This is a genomic window from Paucibacter sp. PLA-PC-4 (genome assembly GCF_026241155.1).
Lineage (GTDB): Bacteria > Pseudomonadota > Gammaproteobacteria > Burkholderiales > Burkholderiaceae_C > Roseateles_E.
Genome location: NZ_JAPFGP010000009.1, coordinates 111,444 through 134,186 on the forward strand (window position 1 = coordinate 111,444; position 22,743 = coordinate 134,186).

Here is a 22,743-nt window from a genome sequence, read left to right on the forward strand (position 1 = left end):
TCAAAGCAAGATGGGCTCCGGCTCCAGCCGGATGCCGAAGCGGCCGTAGACGCTCTCCTGGATCGCGCGTGCCAGCGTCACGACCTCCGCGCCGCGCGCCTGGCCGCGGTTGACCAGCACCAGAGCTTGGCGTTCGTAGACCGCCGCGTCGCCGACCGACTTGCCCTTCCAGCCGCAGGCATCGATCAGCCAGCCCGCCGCCAGCTTTACCGTGCCGTCGGGCATCGGGTAATGGACGATGCCAGGGTCGCGGCCGATGATGTCGCGGCACTGTTCTTCGCTGACCACCGGGTTCTTGAAAAAACTGCCGGCATTGCCGATACGGGCCGGGTCGGGCAACTTGGCGCTGCGAATCTCGCAGACCCAGTCGAAGATTTGGCGGGCGCTGGGCGCGCTGATGCCGGTTTCGGCAATCTTTCGCTGCAGATCCAGGTAGTCGATATGCGGTTGCCAGGGTTTGGGGCAACGCAGCCTGACCTTGGTGATGACGCTTTTGCCAGCCAGGCCGCCAAAGCCGGTCTGCTTGAATACGCTGTCGCGGTAGCCGAAGCGGCAGACCGAGGCCGGCAGATGCACGGCCCGGCCGGTCACCAGATCCACCGCATCAAGGCTGTCGAAGCGGTCCTTCAGCTCGATGCCGTAGGCGCCGATGTTCTGCACGGGCGCAGCGCCGACCGTGCCGGGGATCAGGGCCAGGTTCTCCAGCCCCGGATAACCCTGCTCGACAGACCAGCGCACCAGCTCATGCCAGGGCACGCCAGCGCCAGCCTCGATAATCCAGGCATCGTCCCGTTCTTCCAGCAGGCGCAAACCAGGAATCTCGATCTTCAGCACCACGGCCTCGATATCGCGAGTCAGAACCATATTGCTGCCGCCGCCAAGTACAAACTTGGGCGCACGGCCCAAGCTGGGGTGATCGACCACGCGGCGCACATCTGCTTCCGAGCGGATGCGCACCAGTTGGCGGGCCGTAGCCGGCAGGCCGAAGCTGTTGTAGGGCTTCAGATTGACGTCACGCTCCAGCAGCCATGCCGGCGCGGTCGGCCCGTTTGGGGGATTTACAGCTTGTTCCTGCATGGCAGAATTTTCACCGATCGAGAGACCGAACCCGGTCTCCAACCCCCAACAGCAGACAAATAAACATGCCCAGCTTTGATACCGTCCTAGAACCCGACATGGTCAAGATCAAGAATGGCGTCGACAACAGCGCCAAAGAGATCGCCACCCGATTCGACTTCAAGGGCACTGGTGCGCGCATCGAACTCAAGGACAAGGACAAGGAAATCCAGGCCTTTGGCGACAGCGAGTTCCAGCTCGAGCAGATCGAGGCCGTGCTTTACGCCAAACTCACCAAGCAGGATGTTGTCATCAGCTTCCTCGACAAGGCCGAGAAGATCGAGAAGCTCGGCGGCGATAAGGTCAAGCAGGTCTATAAGATCAAGGACGGCATCGAGTCCGATCTGGCCAAGAAGATCGTGGCCGCCGTCAAGAAGAGCGCATTGAAGGTGCAAGCATCGATCCAAGGCGACACTGTGCGCATCACCGGCAAGAACCGCGACGATCTGCAAGTCGCGATCGCGATGCTGAAAAGAGACATGGCCGACACGCCGCTGTCCTACAACAACTTCCGGGACTGAACGTCGTGCCGCCGCTCTGCCCCGCCGCACTGTGCGCCCTGCTATTGACGGTCGGCGCGGCCTGGGGCCAGAGCGTGAGCTTCAACGGCAGCCTGGGTGCTCAATCGGCCCTGCTGCTGATCGATGGCGAGGCGCGCACTGTGGCGCTGGGTCAGAGCGTGCGCGGTGTCAAGCTGCTGGCGCTCGAGGACGGTCGCGCAACCGTCGAGTTCGGCGGCCGCCGCCAAGTCCTGGTGCTGGGCGCTTCGCCGGGCCGCATCGGTGACGGCACGGCCGCCGCTGGCGCGGGCCGCAAGATCGTACTTGCCTCTGGGCCCGGTGGGCATTTCGTGACCCAGGGCAGCATCAACGGCCAGGCCACACAGTTTCTGGTCGATACCGGCGCCACCACTGTCGCGATCGCCCAAATCGAGGCCGAGCGCATGGGCCTGAAGTTCCGCGAAGGCCGCCGCGTAATGACCCAGACCGCCAACGGTACGGTGCCGGCCCATCTTTTACAGCTCGCATCGGTGCGCGTCGGCGAGGTCGAGGTGCGCAATGTAGACGCCATCATCTTGCCCGGCAACATGAGCCATGTGCTGCTGGGCAATAGCTTTTTGACGCGCTTTCAGATGCGCAGGGAGAACGATGTGATGACCTTGGAGCTACGGTATTGAGCGTCACACCCCCTTGCCTGCGGGTGGCGGCCAGCCACCAAAGCAGCGCCGGGCTTGTGGGTGGAACGTATGATTGCCGCAATGCCCCAGCCAACAACTGCCCCCATGCCTCGCGCCGATCAGACCCCGGCCCGTACCCGCCCGCGGTGGCCGCAGCGCCGACTTGCAAGCTTGCTGCTTGTAGGCCTGAGCCTGGCTTCGCAAGCCTGTCTGGCCAATTCGGGCAAGGCCGCCGCCTTCTACGAAGATGCCCTGAGCCGCTACCAGCGCAAGGACATGTCTGGCGCCATCATCCAGCTGAAGAACGCCTTGCAGCAGGACAAGAATCTACTTCCGGTGCAGGTGTTGCTGGGACGAGCACTGCTCGCCAACGGCGATGCGGCCGGCGCCGAGATTGCCTTTGGCGAGGCCCTGCGCCTGGGTGTGGATCGCAGCGAAATTGCCCTCGCATTGGCTCAATCGCTGGCGGCTCAGGGCAAGCCTGGCCAGCTGTTGGAGCGAACTGAACTCAAGCCTGATGGCCTGCCTTCGGCACTGCGGCAGAAAATGCTCTTGCAATATGCGTCGGCCCATGCCGACAGGGGCGATCTCCGTGCGGCTTTTATGGTGCTGGAAGAGGCACGCGGCATCGACAGGAACAATCTTGAAGTTTGGTTGATGGAAGCGCCGCTGCGCGTGCGAGCGCGGCAACTCGATGAAGCCTTGAAAGTCGCCGAGGGCGCCGTGCGCCTGGCCCCCAATTCGGCCGAAGCACACTATCAGAAAGGCACGGTTCTCCACGCTCGCGGAGATATCGCGGCTGCCGTGGCTGCGTACGACCAGGCTTTGCGTATTGACGCCGCGCACATCGATGCCCGCCTAGCACGGGTCGGCGTACAGATCGACCAGGGCCGTCGCAAAGAGGCGGCCATCGATCTGGGCAAGCTGCTGGAGCTCGCACCCGAGGATCCGCGAGCTGTCTACCTGAAGGCCCTGCTGGCACGCAGCAGCGGCGATATCGCCTCATCCAACGCCGCCCTCAACCGCGTCACATCGCTGCTCGACCCGGTGCCGATCGAATTCATCCGCTACCGCCCGCAGATTTTGATGCTCAATGGGCTGGCGCACTTCGGGCTCAACGAATACCTGAAGGCCCTGCCCTATCTAGAAGCCGCGCACCGTGCGATGGGACCGAGCCCGGTGGTCAAACTGCTGGCGCAGATCTACATCGACGAAAACAAGCCCGAGCGTGCCGCCGAGGTGCTTGAACCTTATCTGCGCGCCCAACCTGCCGACAGTCAGGCTCTGGCCATGTATGCCTCGGTGCTTGTCTCGCAAGGGCGCCATGCCAAAGCAACTTCAATGATGCAGGACGCCTTGCGTGGCAACGATTCGGCTGAGTTTCGAACCGTGCTGGGCCTGGGACTGCTGCAAAGCGGCCAGACGGCCAGTGGCCTAGCGGAGCTCGAAGCCGCACTGAAGAAGGATCCACGCCAGTTGCAGGCCGGCATGGCATTGGTCAGCCGCCATCTGGGCAGCAGGCAATTCAAGAAGGCTGGCCAGATCGCCGACCAATTGGTCAAGCACCATCCGAAGAACCCCAGCGTCTGGACCTTGTCGGGCATCGCCAAGCAGCGCGCCGGCGACTTTGCCGGCTCACGCGCCGCCTATCAAAAGGCACTGAGCCTGGACGCCGAGCTGCTGGAGCCGAGGCTGGGGCTGGCCCGCGTGGAGCTAGCCTCAGGCAAGCTTGCCGAGGCTCAAGCGCAGCTCCAGACCTTGCTCAAGGCCGACGAGCGCAATGCCGATGTGCTCTTCGAGATGGCGACCCTCTCGGAACTCAAGCGGCAGCCCGAAGATGCCTTGCGGTGGCTGGAGCGGTCTGTCGAAGGCAATGGCCCCGGCGCCTTGAAAGCCCAGCACGCACTGGTCGCCTGGCACCTGCGGGCCGGTGACGGCGCAGCGGCCTTGGCGGCCGCCAAGCGCCTGTTGGGTCGCACGCCCGACGACGTCAAGGCCCTGAACGCCTACGCCCAGGCTCAGTTTCTTGGCGGCGATCTTCCCGGTATGCGCAGCACCCTGACGACGGCCGCGCGCAAGGCTGGCTTCGACAGCGGCCTGCTCTTGAGCGTGGCCGAGCTACAAATGACGGCCAATGACCCCAATGCTGCCGTCTACACGCTGGAGAAAGTGCTGTCCACTGAGCCCCAGTCGGTACGGGCACTGGCCATGAACTCCAGCGCCGAATTGATGCGAGGAGATCTCGTCAAAGCTGAGAAGAGCGCCCGCCAAGTCCTGCAACTGCAGCCCCGTGCGGCGATCGGTCACAACCTGTTAGCCGACATTCACATAGCCCGCGAGCAGCCCGGCCCGGCACAAGAGTCACTGCGCCGTGCACTGGAACTCCAGCCCAATAGCACCCATCTGCTGAGGCTGTTCCGCGTGCTCTCGGCACAGGATGGCGGCAAACCCGCGATCCAGCTTGCCGAGCAATGGCTGAAAAGCAAACCCGGGGATCTGCTCGTGCGCAAGGCACTGGGCGACGCCCAGGCGCGCACCGGCGATTTTTCTGCAGCGCAACGGTCTTACGAGGCGGCGTTGAAATTGCGCCCCGAAGACGCGGAGGTCTTGAACAACCTTGCCAATGTGCAGCTGCGCCTGGACCAGCCGGCGGCAGCGGTCAAGACTGCCGAAGCGGCGCTGCAGCAAGCGCCGCGCAATCCGCTGGTCATTGACACAGCCGGTTGGGCCTATCACCGCCTCGGACAAAACGAGCGGGCGCTTCAACTGCTGCGAGACGCCCGACTGCGCGAGCCGGACAATCCCGAGATCCGCTACCACCTGGGCGTGGTGCTTGCGGCACTGGGTCGAAAGGCAGAAGCCCGTGAGGAGCTGCAAGTGGCACTCAAGGGCACACTCGCGTCCGATATCCGCGCCGCAGCCCTGCCTCTGCTCCAAACCCTCAAATGAGGGGGCACTTGGCTGTCAAAAAAGCTTACATTTCTCCCATGGGAAACGCGGGCATCGAAGCTAAGTGCCTGTCAAACCTCAGAATCGTGCGTCTGGCCTGAATTTTGCTTTATGGCAGTCATGATTCATTTTCAAGATGATTGCGTTCCGGAGACATCTATGACGGCAAAAAAACCTCTGAAATGCCTGGCCTTGCTCGCCTTGCTCGGCGCAGGCTTTGCCGCGCCGGCATTTGCAGCGGACTCCTGGACATGGAAAGCCAGTACCTGCACCCAGACGGCCAGCGGGAGCTCGGTGGCAGGCCCCAACGGCACTGTCAGCAATATTGGTAACGCTTATGGTTGCGGCGCCACCTCGGGTGGCGTTGTCAACAACGCTACCCTGACCGGCTGGTCGACGACCGGATTCAGCGGCGCGAGCAGCTCAAGCTATGACAAGGCTTCGGTGCGTAGGTATGACGGCGTCGAGTTCGGCATCGTCAACGACTACAACGAATCCAGCAGCGGCGGTCAGCACTCGGTGGACAACAACACCCACACTGATTCCTTGCTGATCAAGTTCGATTCTGCAGTCGCCCTGAACGCGCTGAACATCGGCTGGCGCTACAACGACGCCGACATCACCATCCTGCGGTACGTCGGCGCCGAGGCACCGAATATCCAGGGCAAGACCACCGCCGACCTCAAAGCCGACATTATTGACGGCAACGGAAAGGGCTGGGAGTTGGTAGCCAATGTCTTTGATCTGCCCGAATCGACCAATACCAACATCCCCAGCGCTACGTTCAATAACAATGCGGATGCCAGCAAGAACAAGAGTTCCAGTTGGTGGCTGATCAGCGCCTTCAACTCGAACCTAGGCGGCGTCGCTGGCGACGGCATGAAGGACTACTTTAAGCTGTTCTCCTTTGCTGGCGCGGGCAAGCAGGAGCCATCGACCGGCATTCCAGAGCCGGCCTCCCTCGCACTGGCAGCAGTGGCCTTGTTAGCCCTGCGCGTGACCCGGCGCTCCTCGCGAGCCTAAGTCCCAAGCACCCCGAGCACAAAGCGCCTCTTGCAGGCGCTTTGTTCGTTTTGGGTCTCCTAAGAAGGATTTGTCCCTGCCGAGACAGCTGCAAATCGAACGCTCGTGCTAAAAAGCGGCAAGTATTCGAGGAGACAGCATGGACCTGAACTTCACCCCCGAGGAACTGGCCTTTCGGGCCGAGATCCGGCAATGGGTGGCCGAGAACCTGCCCAAGGACATCAGCCACAAGGTGCACAATGCCCTGCGGCTGTCCAAGGACGATATGCAGCGCTGGGCCAAGATTCTTGGCAAAAAGGGTTGGCATGGCTGGGCCTGGCCCCAGCAGTTCGGAGGACCGGGCTGGAATGCCGTGCAGCGCCATCTATTCGAGGAGGAATGCGCGCTTGCCTGCGCACCGCGAGTCGTGCCATTCGGCCCTGTGATGGTGGCCCCGGTCATCATGGCCTTCGGCTCACCAGAGCAGCAGCAGCGCCATCTGCCGGGCATCATGAGCGGCGAGGTCTGGTGGAGTCAGGGCTACAGCGAACCGGGCTCAGGTTCGGACTTGGCCTCAGTCAAATGCAGGGCTGAACGCCAGGGGGATAAATACCTCGTCAACGGCCAAAAGACCTGGACCACGCTGGGCCAGTACGGCGACTGGATTTTCTGCCTGGTGCGCACCGACACCTCCGTCAAACCCCAGGCTGGCATCAGCTTCTTGCTGATCGACATGAAGTCGCCCGGTGTTACGGTGCGTCCCATCATCATGCTGGACGGCGAGCATGAGGTGAACGAGGTGTTTTTCGACAATGTCGAGGTGCCCGCCGAAAATTTGGTCGGCGAGGAGAACAAGGGCTGGACCTATGCCAAGTATCTGCTGGCCCATGAGCGCACCAATATCGCCGACGTGAACCGCGCCAAACGCGAACTCGAGCGACTCAAGCGCATCGCCAAGCGTGAAGGCATGTTCGAGGACCAGCGCTTTCGCGACCAGATCGCACTGCTGGAGGTCGACATCGTGGCGCTGGAGATGATGGTCCTGCGCGTGCTGTCGGCCGAGAAGAGCGGCAAGCAAAGCCTGGACGTCGCCGGCCTGCTGAAGATCCGAGGCAGCGAAATCCAGCAGCGCTATACCGAGCTGATGATGCTGGCGGCCGGGCCCTTCGCCCTGCCCTTCATCCAAGAGGCGATGGAGGCCGGCTGGCAAGGCGACCATATCGGCGCAGCCCATTGCGCGCCGCTGGCCAGCCACTACTTCAACTATCGCAAGACCACCATCTACGGCGGCTCCAACGAAGTGCAGCGAAATATCGTCGCCCAGACGGTGCTCGGCTGAAAGAAAGGACGGATCATGGATTTCGACTTCAATGAAGACCAGCAATCGCTGCGCGACGCCGTGCGCCGCTGGGTCGACAAGGACTATGACTTTGCTCGCCGCCACGCCAACGTGAAGGCAGGCGGGTTTTCCAGGCAAGCCTGGGAGGGCTTGGTCGGTCTGGGTCTGACCGCCTTAGCCGTGCCGGAGGACCAGGGCGGCATGGGTTTCGGTCCGGTCGAAGCCATGGTGGTGATGGAAGAGCTGGGCCGCGGCATCGTGATGGAACCCTTTGCCCAGGCCGGGCTGATCGCACCGACCGTGCTCGCCCATGCGCCGACCGAGGTGCAAGGGACATGGCTACCCAGGATCGCCGGCGGCGAGGCCCTGATTGTGATGGCTCATCAGGAGCGTGGCGCACGCTACTGCTTCGACAAGCCCGCCACCCGCGCCGACGGCCTGCTCCTGTCGGGCACCAAGAGCCTGGTGCCGGCCGCCGATCAGGCCGATGCCTTCATCGTCCCGGCGCTGAGCCAGGGGGGCCTGGCCCTCTACCTCGTCGAGCGCGGCGCGGCCGGCGTGTCGACCCGCCCCTACAGCATGCAAGACGGCTCGCGCGCGGCCGAGCTCACGCTAACCAATACGTCCGCCACACTGCTGGTCGGCCCCGAGCGGGGCCTGGCGGTGCTGGAGCACGCTATCGATGTCGGTATCGCAGCACTGTGCGCCGAAGGCGTCGGCGCGATGGAGAAGCTGGTGGCTATCACGGCCGAGTACTTGAACACACGCAAGCAGTTCGGCGTCGCGATCAGCAGCTTCCAGGCCCTGCGCCATCGCATGGCTGATGTGAAGATGCAGCTGGAGCTTGCGCGCTCGATGAGCTATTTTGCAACGCTGAAGTTGGGCGAAGAGCCCAACTCGCGGCGCAGGGCGCTGTCGCAGGCCAAGCTGCAACTGGGCCAGTCCATGCGCTTCGTCGGCCAGCAGTGCATCCAGCTGCATGGCGGCATCGGTGTCACCGACGAGTACATCGGCAGCCACTACTTCAAGCGCCTGACGACCATGGAAATGCAGTTCGGCGACAGCCTGCATCACCTCGGCGAGGTCAGCACCCGCATGCAGGACACAGCCGGCGTCTTCGCCTGAGTCCTGGCCAGACCCAACAAAGCGTGAACAAATTCACGCTTTGTCACGGCGCGGTCATGGGCTCTTCCTAGACTCTCACGCAGTCCAACGCAGAGATAAACCCATGAAATTGCGAGCCGCCGCGCTGGCCAGTCTGATACTGGCCAGCCTATTCGTCACCACTTCGGTCCAGGCCGCCGACCCAATCGTTATCGCTCATCGCGGCGCCAGCGGCTACCTGCCCGAGCACACGCTGGGTGGCTATGAATTGGCCATCAAGCTGGGCGCCGACTACATCGAACCCGATCTGCAGCTGAGCAAGGACGGCGTGCTGGTGGCCATGCACGACGACACCCTGCAACGCACCACCAATGTCAGCAGCCTTTACGCAGCCCGCAATGGCGGCTACAAAGTGTCGGACTTCACACTGGCCGAGATCAAGACCTTGACGGTCAAGCCCTTGGGCACTGCGAGCACCAGCTACCCCGGCTTCAGCCCCGTCAATAGCGACTACAAGATACCGACCTTCCAAGAAGTGATCGATCTCGTGAAGACGCAAAGCGCTTCCACCGGTCGCCAGATCGGCATCTACCCAGAAGCCAAGCAGGCCAATCCGGTGATGGAGAACAAGATCCTCGCCACCCTGCTGCTCAACGACTACGGTCAGTCCACCGACAAGGTCTTCATCCAGTCCTTCAGTGACGCTACCGTCAAGAGCCTGGACGCCAAACAGGCCGCCCTTGGGCTGGATATGCAACTGGTGCAATTGGGCGTGGCCGTCACTGGCGGCGACGGCGTGGCCCGCATGGGCGTCATCGGGTCAGGGCTGTCGCTTCTGTCGCTGGACCAAGTGGCCAGCTTCGCAGACGGCATCGGCGTGTTGATCAACAACGGCAGCTATGCCGTCACCAAGAGCTTCATCGACCAGGCCCATGCCGCTGGCCTGCTCGTGCATGGCTGGACCTTCGCCCAGAGCGATGCCGGCCTCGCCGCCGCAGAGTACCAGCGCTATCTGGACATGGGTATGGATGGAGTTTTCACCAACTACACCGACCTCGCCGTTAGCGCCGTCCAGCAATTCACCAGCCCGGTTCCGGAGCCGGCAACGGCGGCCTTGATGATGGTGGGCCTGCTGGGCTTGGGCCTGCGCGCACGTCGCTCACGTCAAGCCTGAGCGCCGGACGGTTTAGCCTTACGATGAACCCCGCCACGCCTGCGTGCGTGCGGGGTTTTTCGCATTTTGGCGATACACAAGATGGGCATGACCGACGCTTCAAGCATCTGCGATGTACCAGGCCTCACGGTCGGCCACCATACCGACAGCCGCCGACCGACCGGCTGTACGGTGGTGCTGTGCCCGCAAGGGGCCACCGCCGGGGTTGATGTGCGCGGCGCCGCGCCCGGCACCCGCGAGACCGATCTGCTGGCGCCCGATAACACGGTGAACCAGGTTCATGGCCTTTTGCTGACCGGTGGCAGCGCCTTCGGCCTGGATGCCGCCGGCGGCGTGATGCGCTGGCTGGCAGAGCGCGGCCATGGCTTTGCGGTCGGGCCGGCGCGCGTGCCTATCGTGCCGGCCGCCGTGCTGTTTGATCTCTGGTTGGGCGATCCCGCTGTCACCCCTGATGCGGCCTCGGGCTATGCCGCCTGCGAAGCCGCCAGCCGCGAGGCGCCAACCGAAGGCTCGGTGGGCGCTGGCACCGGCGCCACGTTGGGCAAACTGCGAGGCATTACCCATGCCATGAAGGGCGGTGTTGGCACCGCCTCGGTGACGGTCGGAGGGGTCACGGTCGGCGCCCTGGTGGTGGTCAATGCGATCGGTGACATCATCGACCCGGCCAGCGGCCAACTGATCGCCGGTGCGCGCGGCGATGATGGCAGGCCCCTGGGCATGCTGCAGGCGATGCTACGCGGCGAACTGCCCGCTGTGACACTCAGCGGCACGGCCACCACCTTGGGCATCGTCGCAACCGACGCAAGTCTGGACAAGGCCGACGCCAAAAAACTGGCCCAGATGGCACATGACGGCCTGGCCCGCACGATCAATCCGGTACACACCGTCAGCGATGGCGATGTGATTTTTTCGCTGGCCACAGGCACGAATCGCGAGCGCGGCGATCTGCGTCTGCTCGGGCCGCTGGCGGCAGAAGTCATAGCCCGCGCGGTCCTGCGTGCGGTCCGGGCCGCGACCGGCCTGCCCGGCCTGCCGGCATCGACTGAGCTGGCTGGATAATCGGGCCATGCGTTTGTCACAGATTCTTTTTTCCCAAGGCTTCGGTACCCGCCGCTTGTGTGCTGGCTTGATCTACAACGGTGAGGTCAGCGTCAACGGCGAGGTCATCGAGGACGCCGATGCCGATTTCGAGACCGAGGGCCTGGAGTTCGTCGTCAGCGGCAAGACCTGGCCCTTTTACGAGAAGGCCCTGATCCTGCTGAACAAGCCGGCCGGCTACGAGTGTTCCCAGAAGCCTAAGCACCATCCCAGCGTCATGACCTTGCTGCCTGGGCCGCTGCGCGAGCGCAATGTGCAGCCGGTCGGACGGCTCGACGAGGACACCACCGGCCTGCTGCTGCTGACCGATGACGGCAGCTTGATCCACAAGCTGACCAGCCCCAAGCACCACGTGCCCAAGGTCTACGAAGCGCACTGCAAGCACGAGGTCACGCAGGAGCAACTCGAGCGGCTGCTGGCGGGGGTTGAACTGCATGAGCCGGACCCGGCGCCTGGCAAGCCCGCACGCAAGGCCGAACAGGCTCGCGCGGAAGGCGCCGAGGCTTTCGATACAGCGGCTGGCACCCACGGCCTACGCTTGACTTTGATCGAGGGCAAGTACCACCAGGTCAAACGCATGGTCGCGGCGGTCGGCAACCGCGTTGAAACACTGCACCGCCCGCAGTTCGGCGCGCTGCTCTTACCTACCGATCTGAAGCCCGGTCAGTGGACCTGGGTCAGCAGCCCAAGCCTGATCACACCCTGAGTTTCCCTAGGCTTTGCAGCGGCCACACCACGCTTGCGGGTTCCTCCTAGGGTGTTTGTCATCGGCGATCTGTAGAACCTAGGGATTGATGCGGCGAGCGCCTTGCTCGCCGCCACCCGTCGTAGAGTGCCCAGCAAGGGTGCCGCGTCCTAGCTGTATGACACAGACGATCAAAGCCGAGCCCACGAGGGGCCGAGGGAACAACGAATCAAGCGACGACATCACCGCTCAGGTGGCGTCGGAGCGCCTCGCATCGCTGTACGAAATGACGATGGCGCCGACACTGGCAGGCCTTCTGTTCAGCGCCTTCCCGGTCATTTTCTTGTGGCAGCACCTGCCCCGCCCGCTGCTGCTGGGCTGGCTGGCCGCACGGCTAGCCATCGGAGGCCTGCGCTGCCTGGACGTGCTGCAGTTCCGCCGTGCTCGGCCGGCTTGCAGCCACAGTACACACTGGCAGCTGCGCTATATGGTGCTGTTGGCGCTGGACGCGCTGAGCTGGGGAGCAATGGGCTGGTTCTTCCACAGCCCGCCCGTGCCGGACCTGGACGGCATCATCCTGGCCTCGATGGTGGGCTTGGGCGCCGTCGGGCTGTTCTCGCTGGGCAGCGTCTGGCGCGCCCATCTGCTGTTTTCCTTGCTGGCCTTCGCGCCACTGATGGCCTACCACCTCAGCCTGGGCACGCCGGCGGGCCTATTCGTCGGCGCCGGACTGGGACTGTTCCTGGCACTGACCCAGCTCGAGTCGCGCCGCGCCGAGGCCCGCAGCACCGAGCTGCTGCGCCTGCGCTTCGAAAATGCCTGGATCGCCGAGGAGCGCCAGCAGGCGCTGCAGTCGGCCGAACGCGACAGCAGCACCAAGAGCCGTTTCGTTGCGGTGATGAGCCACGAGATCCGCACGCCGCTCAACGGCATCCTGGGCATGACCCAATTGCTGGAGCGCTCCGAGCTCGACGCCCAGCAGCGCGAGCAAATCGATATCGTGCGCCGCTCGGGCCGCCATCTGCTGACCCTGGTCAACGACATCCTGGACCTGTCCCGCATTGAGTCGGGCAAGCTTGTGGTCGAGTCAGGTCCGGTGCTCCTACGAGAAGCGGTCGACGATGTCTGCCGCCTGCTGTCGGGCAGCGCGCGCGAGAAGGGCCTGGCCTTTGAGCTCACTCTGAACCCTGCTTTGCCGGTCTGCGTACTGGGCGACGCCGACCGCATCAAGCAAGTGCTGCACAACCTGGTCGGCAACGCGATCAAGTTCACCGAGCGCGGCAGGGTCGCGATCGAGGTCAGCACGGTGCTGGACATGCGCGCCGGCACCCTCTTGCGCTTTGCGGTACGCGACACTGGCGAAGGCATCGCGCCAGACCAGATGGAGAGGGTCTTCGCGCCCTATGAACAAGTCCTGCGGGGCGAAGGCGCTGCGCCTCGCCGCCAAGAGGGCACCGGTCTGGGCCTGACGATCTCGCGAGAGCTGGCCCGGGCCATGGGTGGCGATCTGCGTTGCGCCTCGATGCCCGGCCAAGGCTCTGTATTCGAATTCACACTGCCGCTGCAGGTCAGTGCGGAGCCCGAAATCAACCAGCCGCCGGCCCCGACCGAGCTGCCGCAGCTGGCCGGCAGGGTGCTGCTGGTCGACGACAGCGTCGTCAATCTGCTGGTCGCCTCCAGCATGCTGGAGCGCTGCGGCCTGGTCGTTGATCAGGCCGAAAACGGCCTGCAAGCGCTCGAGCGGCTCAAGAGTGCCGACTACGACATGGTGTTGATGGACTGCCAGATGCCCGAGCTCGACGGCTTCGAGACCACGCAAAGCTGGCGCGCCCACGAGCGGCGCCAGGGGCTGGCCCGCCTGCCCATCGTCGCGCTGACCGCCAGCGCGGTGAACAGCGACCGCGACCGCTGCCTCGAATGCGGCATGGATGATTACTTGGTCAAGCCCTTCGAGCTGGATGATTTGACGGCCATGGTGCAACGCCATCTGCGCGCGCCGGCTCTCGCCTAGGCCTGCGTAGATAATCCCTGGATGCATGTCTTTCGCGGCTTTCACCATCCCGGCATCGCGCCCGCCTGTGCGCTGACCATCGGCAATTTCGACGGCGTGCATCGCGGCCACCAGGCCATGTTGGCACTGCTGAAATCAGAAGCCCTGCATCGCGGTCTGCCGACCTGTGTACTGACCTTTGAGCCGCATCCGCGCGACTTTTTCGCAGCCAAACTGGGCAAGCCCGAGCTCGCACCGGCCCGTATCGCGCCGCTGCGCGACAAGCTCAGCGAGTTAGAGCGCTGCGGCATCGACCAGGTCGTCGTGCTGCGTTTCGATGAGTCGCTCGCCTCGCTGAACGCGCAGGACTTCATCCAGCAGGTCTTGCAGCAGGGCCTGGGCGCCAAGTACGTGCTGGTGGGAGACGATTTCCGCTTCGGCGCCAAGCGCCAAGGTGACTACGCGACGCTGGACGCGGCCGGCCAGCGCATGGGCTTCGATGTCGCTCGCATGATGAGCTACGAGGTCCATGGACTGCGCGTGTCCAGCTCGGCGGTGCGCGAGGCATTGAGCCAGGGCGACATGGAGGCAGCCGCAAGCCTGCTGGGCCGGCCCTACTCGATCTCGGGTCACGTCGTCCATGGCAAGAAGCTGGGCCGGCTGCTGGGCGAATCGACAGCCGGCGCGGCCGATGGCTTTCGTACGCTGAACCTGCGCTTTCCGCATGACAAGCCGGCCGCTAAGGGCATTTATGCAGTGCGCACCCATGGGTTGACACAGCGCCCGCTGGACGGCGTCGCCTCGCTAGGCGTGCGACCGACCATCGAGCATGCCGGCCGAGTGCTGCTGGAAGTGCATTGCCTGGACTGGCCGGCCGAGCTGGGGGCCGACGGGGCCTACGGTAAACTCCTGCGCGTGGAACTCCTGCACAAACTGCGCGACGAAGCCCGCTACGAGGGGCTGGACGCCTTGACGGCTGCGATCCGTCAAGACGTGGACAACGCGCGCGCTTACTTGGCGGGCCATGTGGCAACCCATGCCTCGTTACGCCGCCAGACCACGCGCGACCGAATTTGAAGCGCTGAGCGCACCTCAGCCTGTGCCCGCCGGGCACACCTCCGATTTGCAGGCTCACGCCTGCCCCTGACTGCCGCCTGCCATGACCGACTCCACCAAACCGGATTACCGCGCCACGCTGAATCTGCCCGACACCCCATTCCCGATGCGCGGCGACCTGCCCAAGCGCGAGCCGGGTTGGGTCAAGAGCTGGGAAGACCGCGGTGTCTACAAGCGACTGAGGGACGCCCGGGTGGGCCGCCCGAAGTTCGTGCTGCACGACGGCCCGCCCTACGCCAACGGCCAGATCCACATCGGCCATGCCGCAAACAAGATCCTCAAGGACATGATCGTCAAGGCGCGCCAACTGGCGGGCTTTGATGCGGCCTACATCCCCGGCTGGGACTGCCATGGGCTGCCGATCGAGAACCAGATCGAGAAGACCTTTGGCCGCGGCTTGCCGCGAGACGAGGTGCAGGCCAAGAGCCGCGCCTACGCGACCGAGCAGATCGACCAGCAGCGCGCCGACTTCAAGCGCCTGGGCGTTCTGGGCGATTGGGAGAATCCGTACAAGACGATGAACTTTGCCAACGAGGCAGGTGAGATCCGCGTCCTCAAACGCTTGTTCGAGCGCGGCTTCGTCTACCGCGGTTTGAAGCCCGTTTACTGGTGCTTCGACTGCGGCTCCTCGCTGGCCGAGTTCGAGATCGAGTACGCTGACAAGCAGAGCCCCGCCGTCGACGTCGCCTTCCTGAGCGCTGAGCCAGCCAAGTTGGCCGCTGCCTTCGGCCTGGCCTCGCTGGCCAAGGACGTCTTCACCGTCATCTGGACGACCACGCCCTGGACCATCCCTGCTAACCAGGCACTGAATCTGAACCCCGAGCTCAGCTACGCTCTGGTCGACACGCCGCGCGGCATCTTCATGGTTGCCCAAGCCCTGGTCGACAAATGCCTGGCGCGCTGGAAGCTCGAGGGCCAGGTGCTGGCCACGACGCTGGGCAAGAACCTGGCCCTGCTGAAGTTCAAGCACCCGCTGGCCCATGTCGATGCCGGCTATGACCGCGAGAGCCCGGTCTATCTGGCCGACTACGCCACCGCCGAGGACGGCACCGGCGTGGTCCATTCGGCGCCAGCCTACGGCCTCGATGACTTCAATTCCTGCGTCGCCCACGGTCTGGACTTCAAGGACATTCTGAATCCGGTGCAGGGCAATGGAACTTACGAGGCCGAGCTGCCGCTGTTCGGCGGCCAGCACATTTGGAAGGCCAATCCGCTTATCGCGCAAGCCCTGGAAGATGCCGGCCGCCTGCTCTCGCACAGCAAGATCACCCACAGCTATCCACACTGCTGGCGCCACAAGACGCCGGTGATCTACCGCGCGGCCGCACAGTGGTTTGTCCGCATGGATGAGGGTGTCGGTGTCTTCGCGGTCGACAAGGCGCCCAAGACCCTGCGCCAGACCGCACTGGACGCCATCGCCGCGACCAGCTTCTATCCCGAGAACGGACGTGCCCGTCTGCACGACATGATCGCCGGGCGGCCCGATTGGTGCATCTCGCGCCAGCGCAGCTGGGGCGTGCCGCTACCGATCTTCCTGCACAAGGACAGCGGCCAGCCGCATCCGCAGACGCTGGAATTCATCGAGCGCGCCGCGCAGCTGGTGGAAGCCGGCGGCGTCGAGGCCTGGGCAAAACTTGACCCCGCCCAATGGCTGGGCGCCGAGGCCGAGGCCTACAGCAAGGGCAGCGACATCCTCGACGTCTGGTTCGACTCCGGCTCGACCTTCCAGCACGTACTCAAGGGCAGCCATGCCGGTGCGGCGCACGACAGCGGCCCCGAGGCCGATCTCTACCTGGAAGGCCATGACCAGCATCGCGGTTGGTTCCACAGCTCGCTGCTGATCAGCTGCGCCCTCAACGACCGCGCGCCATACCGCGGCCTGCTGACCCACGGGTTCACCGTCGACGGCCAGGGCCGCAAGATGAGCAAGTCGGTCGGCAACACGGTCGCGCCCCAGTTGGTCAGCGACAAGATGGGGGCAGAGATCATCCGGCTGTGGTGCGCCGCCACCGACTACTCGGGCGACCTTGCCATCGATGACAAGATCCTCGCCCGCGTCGTCGATGCCTACCGCCGCATCCGCAACACCCTGCGCTTCCTGCTAGCCAACACAAGCGACTTCGATGCCCAGAGGGACGCGGTGCCGCTGGCACAGCTGCTGGAAGTCGACCGCTATGCGTTGGCGCGCGCGGCGCAGTTGCAGGCCGACATCCTGGCGCACTACGAGCGCTACGAGTTCCACCCGGTGGTGGCCAAGCTGCAGGTCTATTGCTCGGAAGATCTGGGAGGTTTCTACCTCGATGTGCTCAAGGACCGGCTCTACACCACCGCCCCCGGCAGCCTGGCGCGCCGCTCGGCGCAGACCGCGTTGTGGCAGATCACCCAGGCCATGCTGCGCTGGATGGCGCCCTTCCTGAGCTTCACGGCCGAGGAAGCGTGGGCCATCTTCGACGGCAGCCATGCCGAAGGCTCGATCTTCACCGAAACCTACTGGCAGTTCCAGGGCACTGACAGCAGCCTGATCGCCAAATGGGACCGCATCCACGACATCCGCGATGCGGTCAATAAGGCCATCGAGGAGGTGCGCGCCGCCGGCGGTGTCGGCTCCTCGCTGCAGGCTGAGGTGAGCCTGGGCGTCAACCCGCAAGATCTGGCTTTGCTGCAAAGCCTGGGCGAGGACCTGAAGTTCGTACTGATTACCTCGTCTGCCACCTTAGTACCGGCCGAGGAGCTCAGCGTTGCGGTCACGCCGTCGAGCCGGGCCAAGTGCGAGCGCTGTTGGCATTACCGCGACGATGTCGGCATCAACCCGGCCCACCCGACGATCTGCGGCCGCTGCGATAGCAATCTTCACGGCACTGGCGAGCCGCGCAGCGTGGCCTGACAGTTGCAAGGGGCGCCGCGGCGCCCCTTGCTTTTTTCCAAACCCCCGGTCTGTCAGGGGAACGCAGGGACGTTGGGCTCCAGGCCCTCGAAGCGCGCCTCGGGATGGGTCCGCTCCAACAGCTGCTCGATCTCGGTGACGCGCGAGCGCGGCACATCGACCATCAGCAGATACTGGCCGGCATCGATGGCCTTATCGAACCGGGTCAACCGCCGGCTGGGTGTCGAGCTGCCTATCATGCTGGAAGACCAAGTGCCTAGCACCGCGCCGATGCCGGCGAGCGCGATCACGATCAGCGCCGGCGGTGCGGTGCCGGCCAGCACATAGGCGCCCACGACGCCCAGGGCCGCGCCGAGCCCGGCCCCCAACAGCAGGCCGGTTTGGGCCGCCTCGACCAGGTCCGAAGTCTGCAGCACATTGGCCGCATGCAGGCCGCTCATGTCGGCGCCTTCGCGGGCGACGAAATGGATATGCGGCTCGCCGATGCGGGCCAGCAAGAGCTCGTTCATCGTTTTGACCGCGCTGCCTTGGTCGGGCAGCAACCAGTAGATCCTCTTGCGCATCGCGAACTCCTTGCAATGACTCAGCGGCCTGGGCGGCCACGAACAGGGCCATAGGCCGCAATGTAGTCCTTGCAGCGGCCACTCGCAACAGCGGCCCTTGCCAAGCAGGCTCGAAGGCCGCTACGCTGCCACGGACGATGGCGACCATGTCGAATCAGCAAGGGTTGATGATGACGAAGCCGTATGCGCACCGGGCGCTCGCCGCCATTTTGCTGTTCATGGTTTTGCCTTCCCAGGCTGCCGCTTGGGTGTCCATTCTCAAGAACACAAGCGCCGAGGCCTTCGACGATGAGGATCTGAAGATGTTCCTGTCGGCCGTCACCAGAGAGCTCACCGCGCAAGACAAGCCCGAGAAGGTGAGCTGAAGCAACCGTTGCCAGCGCAGCCGGCGGACACTTCCAGGAGGTCGGGCAGTCGGTCTCCAAGAGCGGGCTCAGGTGCAATCGCGTGCGATTCGGCACTGATGCCCAGAATCGCGCCGAGAAAGCCGCCGTGTTGACGGCGTGTTGACGGCGTGTCTCACCAAGGCTGGCTGCTGGCTGCTCAGCTCGGCCCGGCCCAGCCCGCTGAAGTGCCACGCCCTGCGCGCTACAGTAGCGCACCCTCTCCTTTCTCCATCCATGGCCGCCTTTAAGTCCTCCTCGTCCTCTTCCCGCCTGGCCCTGTGGCTGGGCATCGCCCTGCTGATCATCGTGCTGGACCAGTTCAGCAAGACCCTGATCCTGGGCCATTTCCAGCTCGGCGACAGCCGTCATGTGACCGATTTCTTCAATGTCGTGCGGGTCCACAACACCGGCGCAGCCTTCAGCTTCCTGGCCGGCGCCTCGGGCTGGCAGCGCTGGTTCTTTGTCGGCCTGGGCGCGGTGGCCACCGTCTTCATCACCATCATGCTTCGCCGCCACGGCCATCAGACCCTGTTCGCCTGGGCGCTGTCGCTGATCCTCGGCGGCGCAATCGGCAATGTGGTCGACCGCCTGCTGCACGGCTATGTGGTGGACTTCATCCAACTGCACTGGGGTGGCTGGTACTTTCCCTCCTTCAACGTGGCAGACAGCGCGATCACGGTCGGCGCCGTGCTGCTGATCTGGGACGAGATCCGCCGCGTGCGCAAGGGCTAAGGAAAGCCCCGCTACCCTCGGCCTCGCGTCTGGCCTAGGCTGGCGCCATGAGCACCAGCGACGAGCCTGCCGACACCTCGGCCTTCGACATCCAGCTGCGCCCGCTGCACTGGGGTGACCCGATGCGCTGGCTGGTGGCTGGCTGGCGCGACTTTATCCGCGCCCCCGGCATCGGGCTGTTTTACGGCTTTTGCTTCATGGCCATGGGCTGGGCTCTTCTGAAGGTCTACGAACATGCGCCGGCCTACACGCTGGCGCTGTCGGCCGGCTTTTTGCTGATGGGGCCCTTCATGTGCCTGGGCCTGTATCAGGTCAGCATGCGGCTGGAGCGCGGCGAGCAGCCCGATTTCGCCGACTCCATCCTGGCTTGGGAGGCGCGGCTGTCGCAGCTGGCGATCTTCGGCGGCGTGCTCCTGATCCTAGAAATGCTATGGGGCCGTGCCGCGCTGGTGATCTTCGCGGTCAGCTTCGACGGTATGCCCGATCTGGCTGGCTCGCTGGCCAAATTTCTCGATCCCGAGAACCTCGGCTTCGTCGTCACCTACCTCGGCGTCGGGGCGGTCTTTGCGGGCCTGATCTATGCAGTCAGCGTCGTCTCGATCCCGATGCTGCTGGACCGACCGGTCGACGCGGTCACCGCAGGCCTGACCAGCCTGCGCTTGGTGCTGAGCCAGACCGGCGTGATGCTGTTGTGGGGTGGACTGATCACCGTGCTGGTGCTGCTGGCCATGCTGCCCTGGTTTGCCGGGCTGCTGGTGGTCGGGCCGGTGCTGGGCCACGCCAGCTGGCACGCTTACCGCTCCGCCGTGACGGACTGAACAAGCAGGCACAAATTCTTCATCTCCAAAGCATCTGGCTCACGCCACAATGGAGGGCGTTGCCCTCCTCCTCCGGCCCCTGCCGCCCATGCTTGACTTCTCCAGCTTGACGCATTACGACTGGCTCGATGTGCCCATGTGGGTCTTCGATCCTGAGCGCCAGCGCAATCTTTGGGCCAATGCAGCGGCGCTGAGCTTCTGGAAGGCCGAGAGTGCCGAGGAATTTTTATCGCGCGACTTCTCCGACACCAGCCCGATGGTGCGAGAACGTCTGGCGGTGACCGCCGCCGATCACGCCCAGGACAAGATCGTGCGGGAACAGTGGACGCTCTACCCCAAGGGCCAGGCCACTACGGTGCTGCTGGTCTCGCGCGGTATTCGTACACCAGACCGGCGCCAGGTCATGCTGTTTGCCGCTGACGCGCTCCCCACCGGCGTCGACAAAAGCATGCTGCGTGGCGTCGAGGCCTTGCAGCACACCTCGGTGCGCATCGCGATGTTCAGCCTGAAAGACGGCAGTGTGCTCATGCGCAACCCTGCAGCCGCCAGTTGCTTCGGCGGTCTGGCCGAGGAGCGAGGCAGCAAGGCCTTCATGGCAATGTTTCCCGAGCCCGAGCTGGCGCGGCGCATCTTCGCTCAGGTGCAGCGCGGCCAGACCTTCAGCGCCGATCTGGAGTTGCTGACCAGCAGCGGCCGGCGCTGGCACGGTGTCGACGCCCGGCCTATGCGCGACCCGGTGACCGGCGAGCTGGTGATGCAGTTCAATGCCCGCGACATCGCCGATCTGAAAGCCTCGCAGGCCGCGCTGGAGGCCGCCCGCGAAGTGGCCGAGGCGGCCAGCCAGGCCAAGAGCAGTTTTCTGGCCAATATGAGCCATGAAATCCGCACGCCGATGAACGGCGTCCTGGGCCTGACCGAGCTGGTGCTGCAGACCGAGCTCAACGAGCGTCAGCGCAAATTCATCGAACTGGCCCATACCTCAGCCAAGGGATTGATGGTCATCATCAACGACTTGCTGGATGTCGCCAAGATTGAAGCCGGCCGGGTCATCATCGACAGCCAGCCCTTCTCCTTGCACGACTGCCTGCGCGAGGCACTGCACCCGCTGCTGCTGCATGCGCACGAGAAGAGCATCTCACTGCATGCCAAGGTGCAGCCGGGCGTACCGCAGCGTGTGCTGGGCGACGCACTGCGGCTGCGACAGGTGCTGGTCAATCTGGTCGGCAACGCGTTGAAGTTCACCGAAAAGGGCGAGGTGCGGCTGGAGGTCCAGCGCCTGGACGAGGACTGCCCACCAGCGCCGCTGCGACTGCGCTTTTCGGTCCATGACACCGGCATCGGCATGACGCGTGAGCAGATCGCCCAGGTCTTCGATCCTTTCACCCAGGCCGACGGCAGCATCACCCGGCGCTACGGGGGCACCGGCCTGGGCCTGACCATCGTGCAGCGCCTGGTGGGCCTGATGGGCGGCCAGGTCGCGGTGGAAAGCCAGCCCGGCACCGGCTCCTGCTTCAGCTTTGAGCTGGCCATGGCCCGCTTGCCAGCACCCGAGCCAGCGGCCAGTCAACCCGCGCCACTACCCTCACCGTCAAATCAGCAACACGCCTGAACCGATGGTCGTGCGCGCCTCGAGTTCGCGGTGTGCCTGCACCACCTGGTCGAGCGCATAGCGCTGCTCGACATGGATCTTGACCTGACCGCTGCCGACGACCGAGAACAGATCATCGGCCATCGCCTGCGTTGCCTCGCGCGTGGCCAGGTGCGTGAACAGGGTCGGCCGGGTCACATAGAGCGAACCCTTGGCGGCCAGTTGGCCCAGTTGCACCGGCGGCGCAAAGCCCGAGGCATTGCCGAAGCTGACCAGCAGGCCGAAGGCTGCCAAGCTGTTGAGTGAGCCCTCGAACGTATCCAGGCCCACCGAGTCGTAGACAACTTTAACGCCCTTGCCGCCGGTGATCTCGCGCACACGCGCGGCAAAGTCCTCTCGCCGGTAGTTGATCGCATGGCTCGCACCCGAGGCCAGCGCCAGTGCACATTTCTCGTCAGAACCAGCCGTCGCGATCAGTTGCAGGCCCAACGCCCTGGCCCACTGGCAGGCGATCAGCCCGACACCGCCAGCGGCGGCGTGAAAGAGCACAAAGTCACCGGCCTGCAGACCGCCCTGCGGCAGGGTGCGGCGTAGCAGGTATTGCGCGGTCAGCCCCTTGAGCATCATCGCGGCGCCGGTCTCAAACGAGATCGTGTCCGGCAATCGCACCACGCAGCGCGCCGGCATCACCCGCGCAGTGCAGTAGGCGCCGGGCGGCTGGCTGGCATAGGCGGCGCGGTCGCCGACGCTCAGATGGGTGACGCCCTCCCCCAACGCTTCGATGACACCGGCGCCCTCCATGCCCAGGCGGGCCGGCAGCGGCAGCGGGTAGGAGCCGTTGCGATGGTAGACGTCAATGTAGTTCAGGCCGCAGGCCTGATGGCGGATGCGAATCTCACCAGGCCCCGGCTCGCCGACCTCGATATCGACCAGTTGCAGCACCTCCGGTGCGCCAGGCTGCAGGATCTGGACGGCTTTTTCGCGACGGCTCATGCGTTCTCTCCTCAACGTCAATGGATGAA

19 protein-coding genes are annotated in these 22,743 nt (G+C 64.4%); 16 read left to right on the plus strand and 3 right to left on the minus strand.

Annotated features, from left to right (window positions below; translation table 11 throughout):
* A complete protein-coding gene (gene murB / locus OOZ63_RS15410) occupies window positions 1-1,077 on the minus strand; it encodes a UDP-N-acetylmuramate dehydrogenase (protein WP_266006430.1) in 1,077 nt (358 codons plus the stop codon).
* A gap of 65 nt (window positions 1,078-1,142) precedes the next feature.
* On the opposite strand from murB, the gene OOZ63_RS15415 reads away from it, so the two are divergent.
* The 12 genes from OOZ63_RS15415 to ileS all read left to right on the plus strand — a co-directional run bounded on the left by OOZ63_RS15415 (window position 1,143) and on the right by ileS (window position 17,634).
* On the plus strand, window positions 1,143-1,637 hold the full coding sequence (locus tag OOZ63_RS15415; RefSeq protein ID WP_266006431.1) for a YajQ family cyclic di-GMP-binding protein: 495 nt from the start codon (window positions 1,143-1,145) through the stop codon (window positions 1,635-1,637).
* 5 nt (window positions 1,638-1,642) lie between these two features.
* Window positions 1,643-2,293: a retropepsin-like aspartic protease family protein gene (locus OOZ63_RS15420; protein ID WP_266006432.1), complete on the plus strand. Its 651-nt coding sequence runs from the start codon at window positions 1,643-1,645 to the stop codon at window positions 2,291-2,293.
* 105 nt (window positions 2,294-2,398) lie between these two features.
* Window positions 2,399-5,242 carry an XrtA/PEP-CTERM system TPR-repeat protein PrsT gene (gene prsT, locus OOZ63_RS15425; protein WP_266006433.1) on the plus strand — a complete coding sequence of 948 codons (2,844 nt, stop codon included), beginning with the start codon at window positions 2,399-2,401 and terminating at the stop codon, window positions 5,240-5,242.
* A 111-nt stretch (window positions 5,243-5,353) separates the two neighbouring features.
* On the plus strand, window positions 5,354-6,265 hold the full coding sequence (gene xdp1 / locus OOZ63_RS15430) for an exosortase-dependent surface protein XDP1 (RefSeq protein WP_266006434.1): 912 nt from the start codon (window positions 5,354-5,356) through the stop codon (window positions 6,263-6,265).
* 139 nt (window positions 6,266-6,404) lie between these two features.
* On the plus strand, window positions 6,405-7,583 hold the full coding sequence (locus OOZ63_RS15435; protein ID WP_266006436.1) for an acyl-CoA dehydrogenase family protein: 1,179 nt from the start codon (window positions 6,405-6,407) through the stop codon (window positions 7,581-7,583).
* A gap of 15 nt (window positions 7,584-7,598) precedes the next feature.
* Window positions 7,599-8,708, plus strand: coding sequence for an acyl-CoA dehydrogenase family protein (locus OOZ63_RS15440; RefSeq protein ID WP_266006437.1), 1,110 nt, complete (start codon window positions 7,599-7,601; stop codon window positions 8,706-8,708).
* 103 nt (window positions 8,709-8,811) lie between these two features.
* Window positions 8,812-9,861: a glycerophosphodiester phosphodiesterase family protein gene (locus OOZ63_RS15445; protein WP_266006438.1), complete on the plus strand. Its 1,050-nt coding sequence runs from the start codon at window positions 8,812-8,814 to the stop codon at window positions 9,859-9,861.
* Between the two features lie 87 nt (window positions 9,862-9,948).
* Window positions 9,949-10,920 carry a P1 family peptidase gene (locus OOZ63_RS15450; protein WP_266006439.1) on the plus strand — a complete coding sequence of 324 codons (972 nt, stop codon included), beginning with the start codon at window positions 9,949-9,951 and terminating at the stop codon, window positions 10,918-10,920.
* Window positions 10,921-10,927: 7 nt separating this feature from the next.
* A complete protein-coding gene (locus tag OOZ63_RS15455) occupies window positions 10,928-11,665 on the plus strand; it encodes a pseudouridine synthase (RefSeq protein ID WP_266006440.1) in 738 nt (245 codons plus the stop codon).
* Between the two features lie 271 nt (window positions 11,666-11,936).
* A complete protein-coding gene (locus OOZ63_RS15460; RefSeq protein WP_266006441.1) occupies window positions 11,937-13,655 on the plus strand; it encodes an ATP-binding protein in 1,719 nt (572 codons plus the stop codon).
* A gap of 21 nt (window positions 13,656-13,676) precedes the next feature.
* The gene (locus OOZ63_RS15465; RefSeq protein WP_266006442.1) at window positions 13,677-14,711 is read left to right on the plus strand and encodes a bifunctional riboflavin kinase/FAD synthetase; all 1,035 of its coding nucleotides are present in this window, start codon (window positions 13,677-13,679) and stop codon (window positions 14,709-14,711) included.
* Between the two features lie 82 nt (window positions 14,712-14,793).
* Window positions 14,794-17,634 (plus strand): isoleucine--tRNA ligase, encoded by a 2,841-nt coding sequence (gene ileS / locus OOZ63_RS15470; protein WP_266006443.1) that lies wholly within the window; start codon window positions 14,794-14,796, stop codon window positions 17,632-17,634.
* A 53-nt stretch (window positions 17,635-17,687) separates the two neighbouring features.
* On the opposite strand, the gene OOZ63_RS15475 is transcribed toward ileS, so the two are convergent.
* Window positions 17,688-18,197 carry a DUF1269 domain-containing protein gene (locus OOZ63_RS15475; RefSeq protein ID WP_266006444.1) on the minus strand — a complete coding sequence of 170 codons (510 nt, stop codon included), beginning with the start codon at window positions 18,195-18,197 and terminating at the stop codon, window positions 17,688-17,690.
* A gap of 146 nt (window positions 18,198-18,343) precedes the next feature.
* Between OOZ63_RS15475 and OOZ63_RS15480 the strand changes: the two genes are divergently transcribed.
* The 4 genes from OOZ63_RS15480 to OOZ63_RS15495 all read left to right on the plus strand — a co-directional run bounded on the left by OOZ63_RS15480 (window position 18,344) and on the right by OOZ63_RS15495 (window position 21,742).
* A complete protein-coding gene (locus OOZ63_RS15480) occupies window positions 18,344-18,562 on the plus strand; it encodes a hypothetical protein (RefSeq protein WP_266006445.1) in 219 nt (72 codons plus the stop codon).
* 255 nt (window positions 18,563-18,817) lie between these two features.
* Window positions 18,818-19,315 carry a signal peptidase II gene (gene lspA / locus OOZ63_RS15485; RefSeq protein WP_266006446.1) on the plus strand — a complete coding sequence of 166 codons (498 nt, stop codon included), beginning with the start codon at window positions 18,818-18,820 and terminating at the stop codon, window positions 19,313-19,315.
* 47 nt (window positions 19,316-19,362) lie between these two features.
* Window positions 19,363-20,133, plus strand: a complete 771-nt coding sequence (locus OOZ63_RS15490) for a DUF2189 domain-containing protein (RefSeq protein ID WP_266006447.1) — start codon at window positions 19,363-19,365, stop codon at window positions 20,131-20,133.
* 88 nt (window positions 20,134-20,221) lie between these two features.
* Window positions 20,222-21,742: a hybrid sensor histidine kinase/response regulator gene (locus OOZ63_RS15495; RefSeq protein WP_266006448.1), complete on the plus strand. Its 1,521-nt coding sequence runs from the start codon at window positions 20,222-20,224 to the stop codon at window positions 21,740-21,742.
* Here the strand turns inward: OOZ63_RS15495 and OOZ63_RS15500 are convergent.
* Window positions 21,722-22,714 carry a quinone oxidoreductase family protein gene (locus OOZ63_RS15500; protein WP_266006449.1) on the minus strand — a complete coding sequence of 331 codons (993 nt, stop codon included), beginning with the start codon at window positions 22,712-22,714 and terminating at the stop codon, window positions 21,722-21,724. The two genes, OOZ63_RS15495 and OOZ63_RS15500, sit on opposite strands and share 21 nt — an antisense overlap.
* Between the last annotated feature and the right edge of the window lie 29 nt (window positions 22,715-22,743).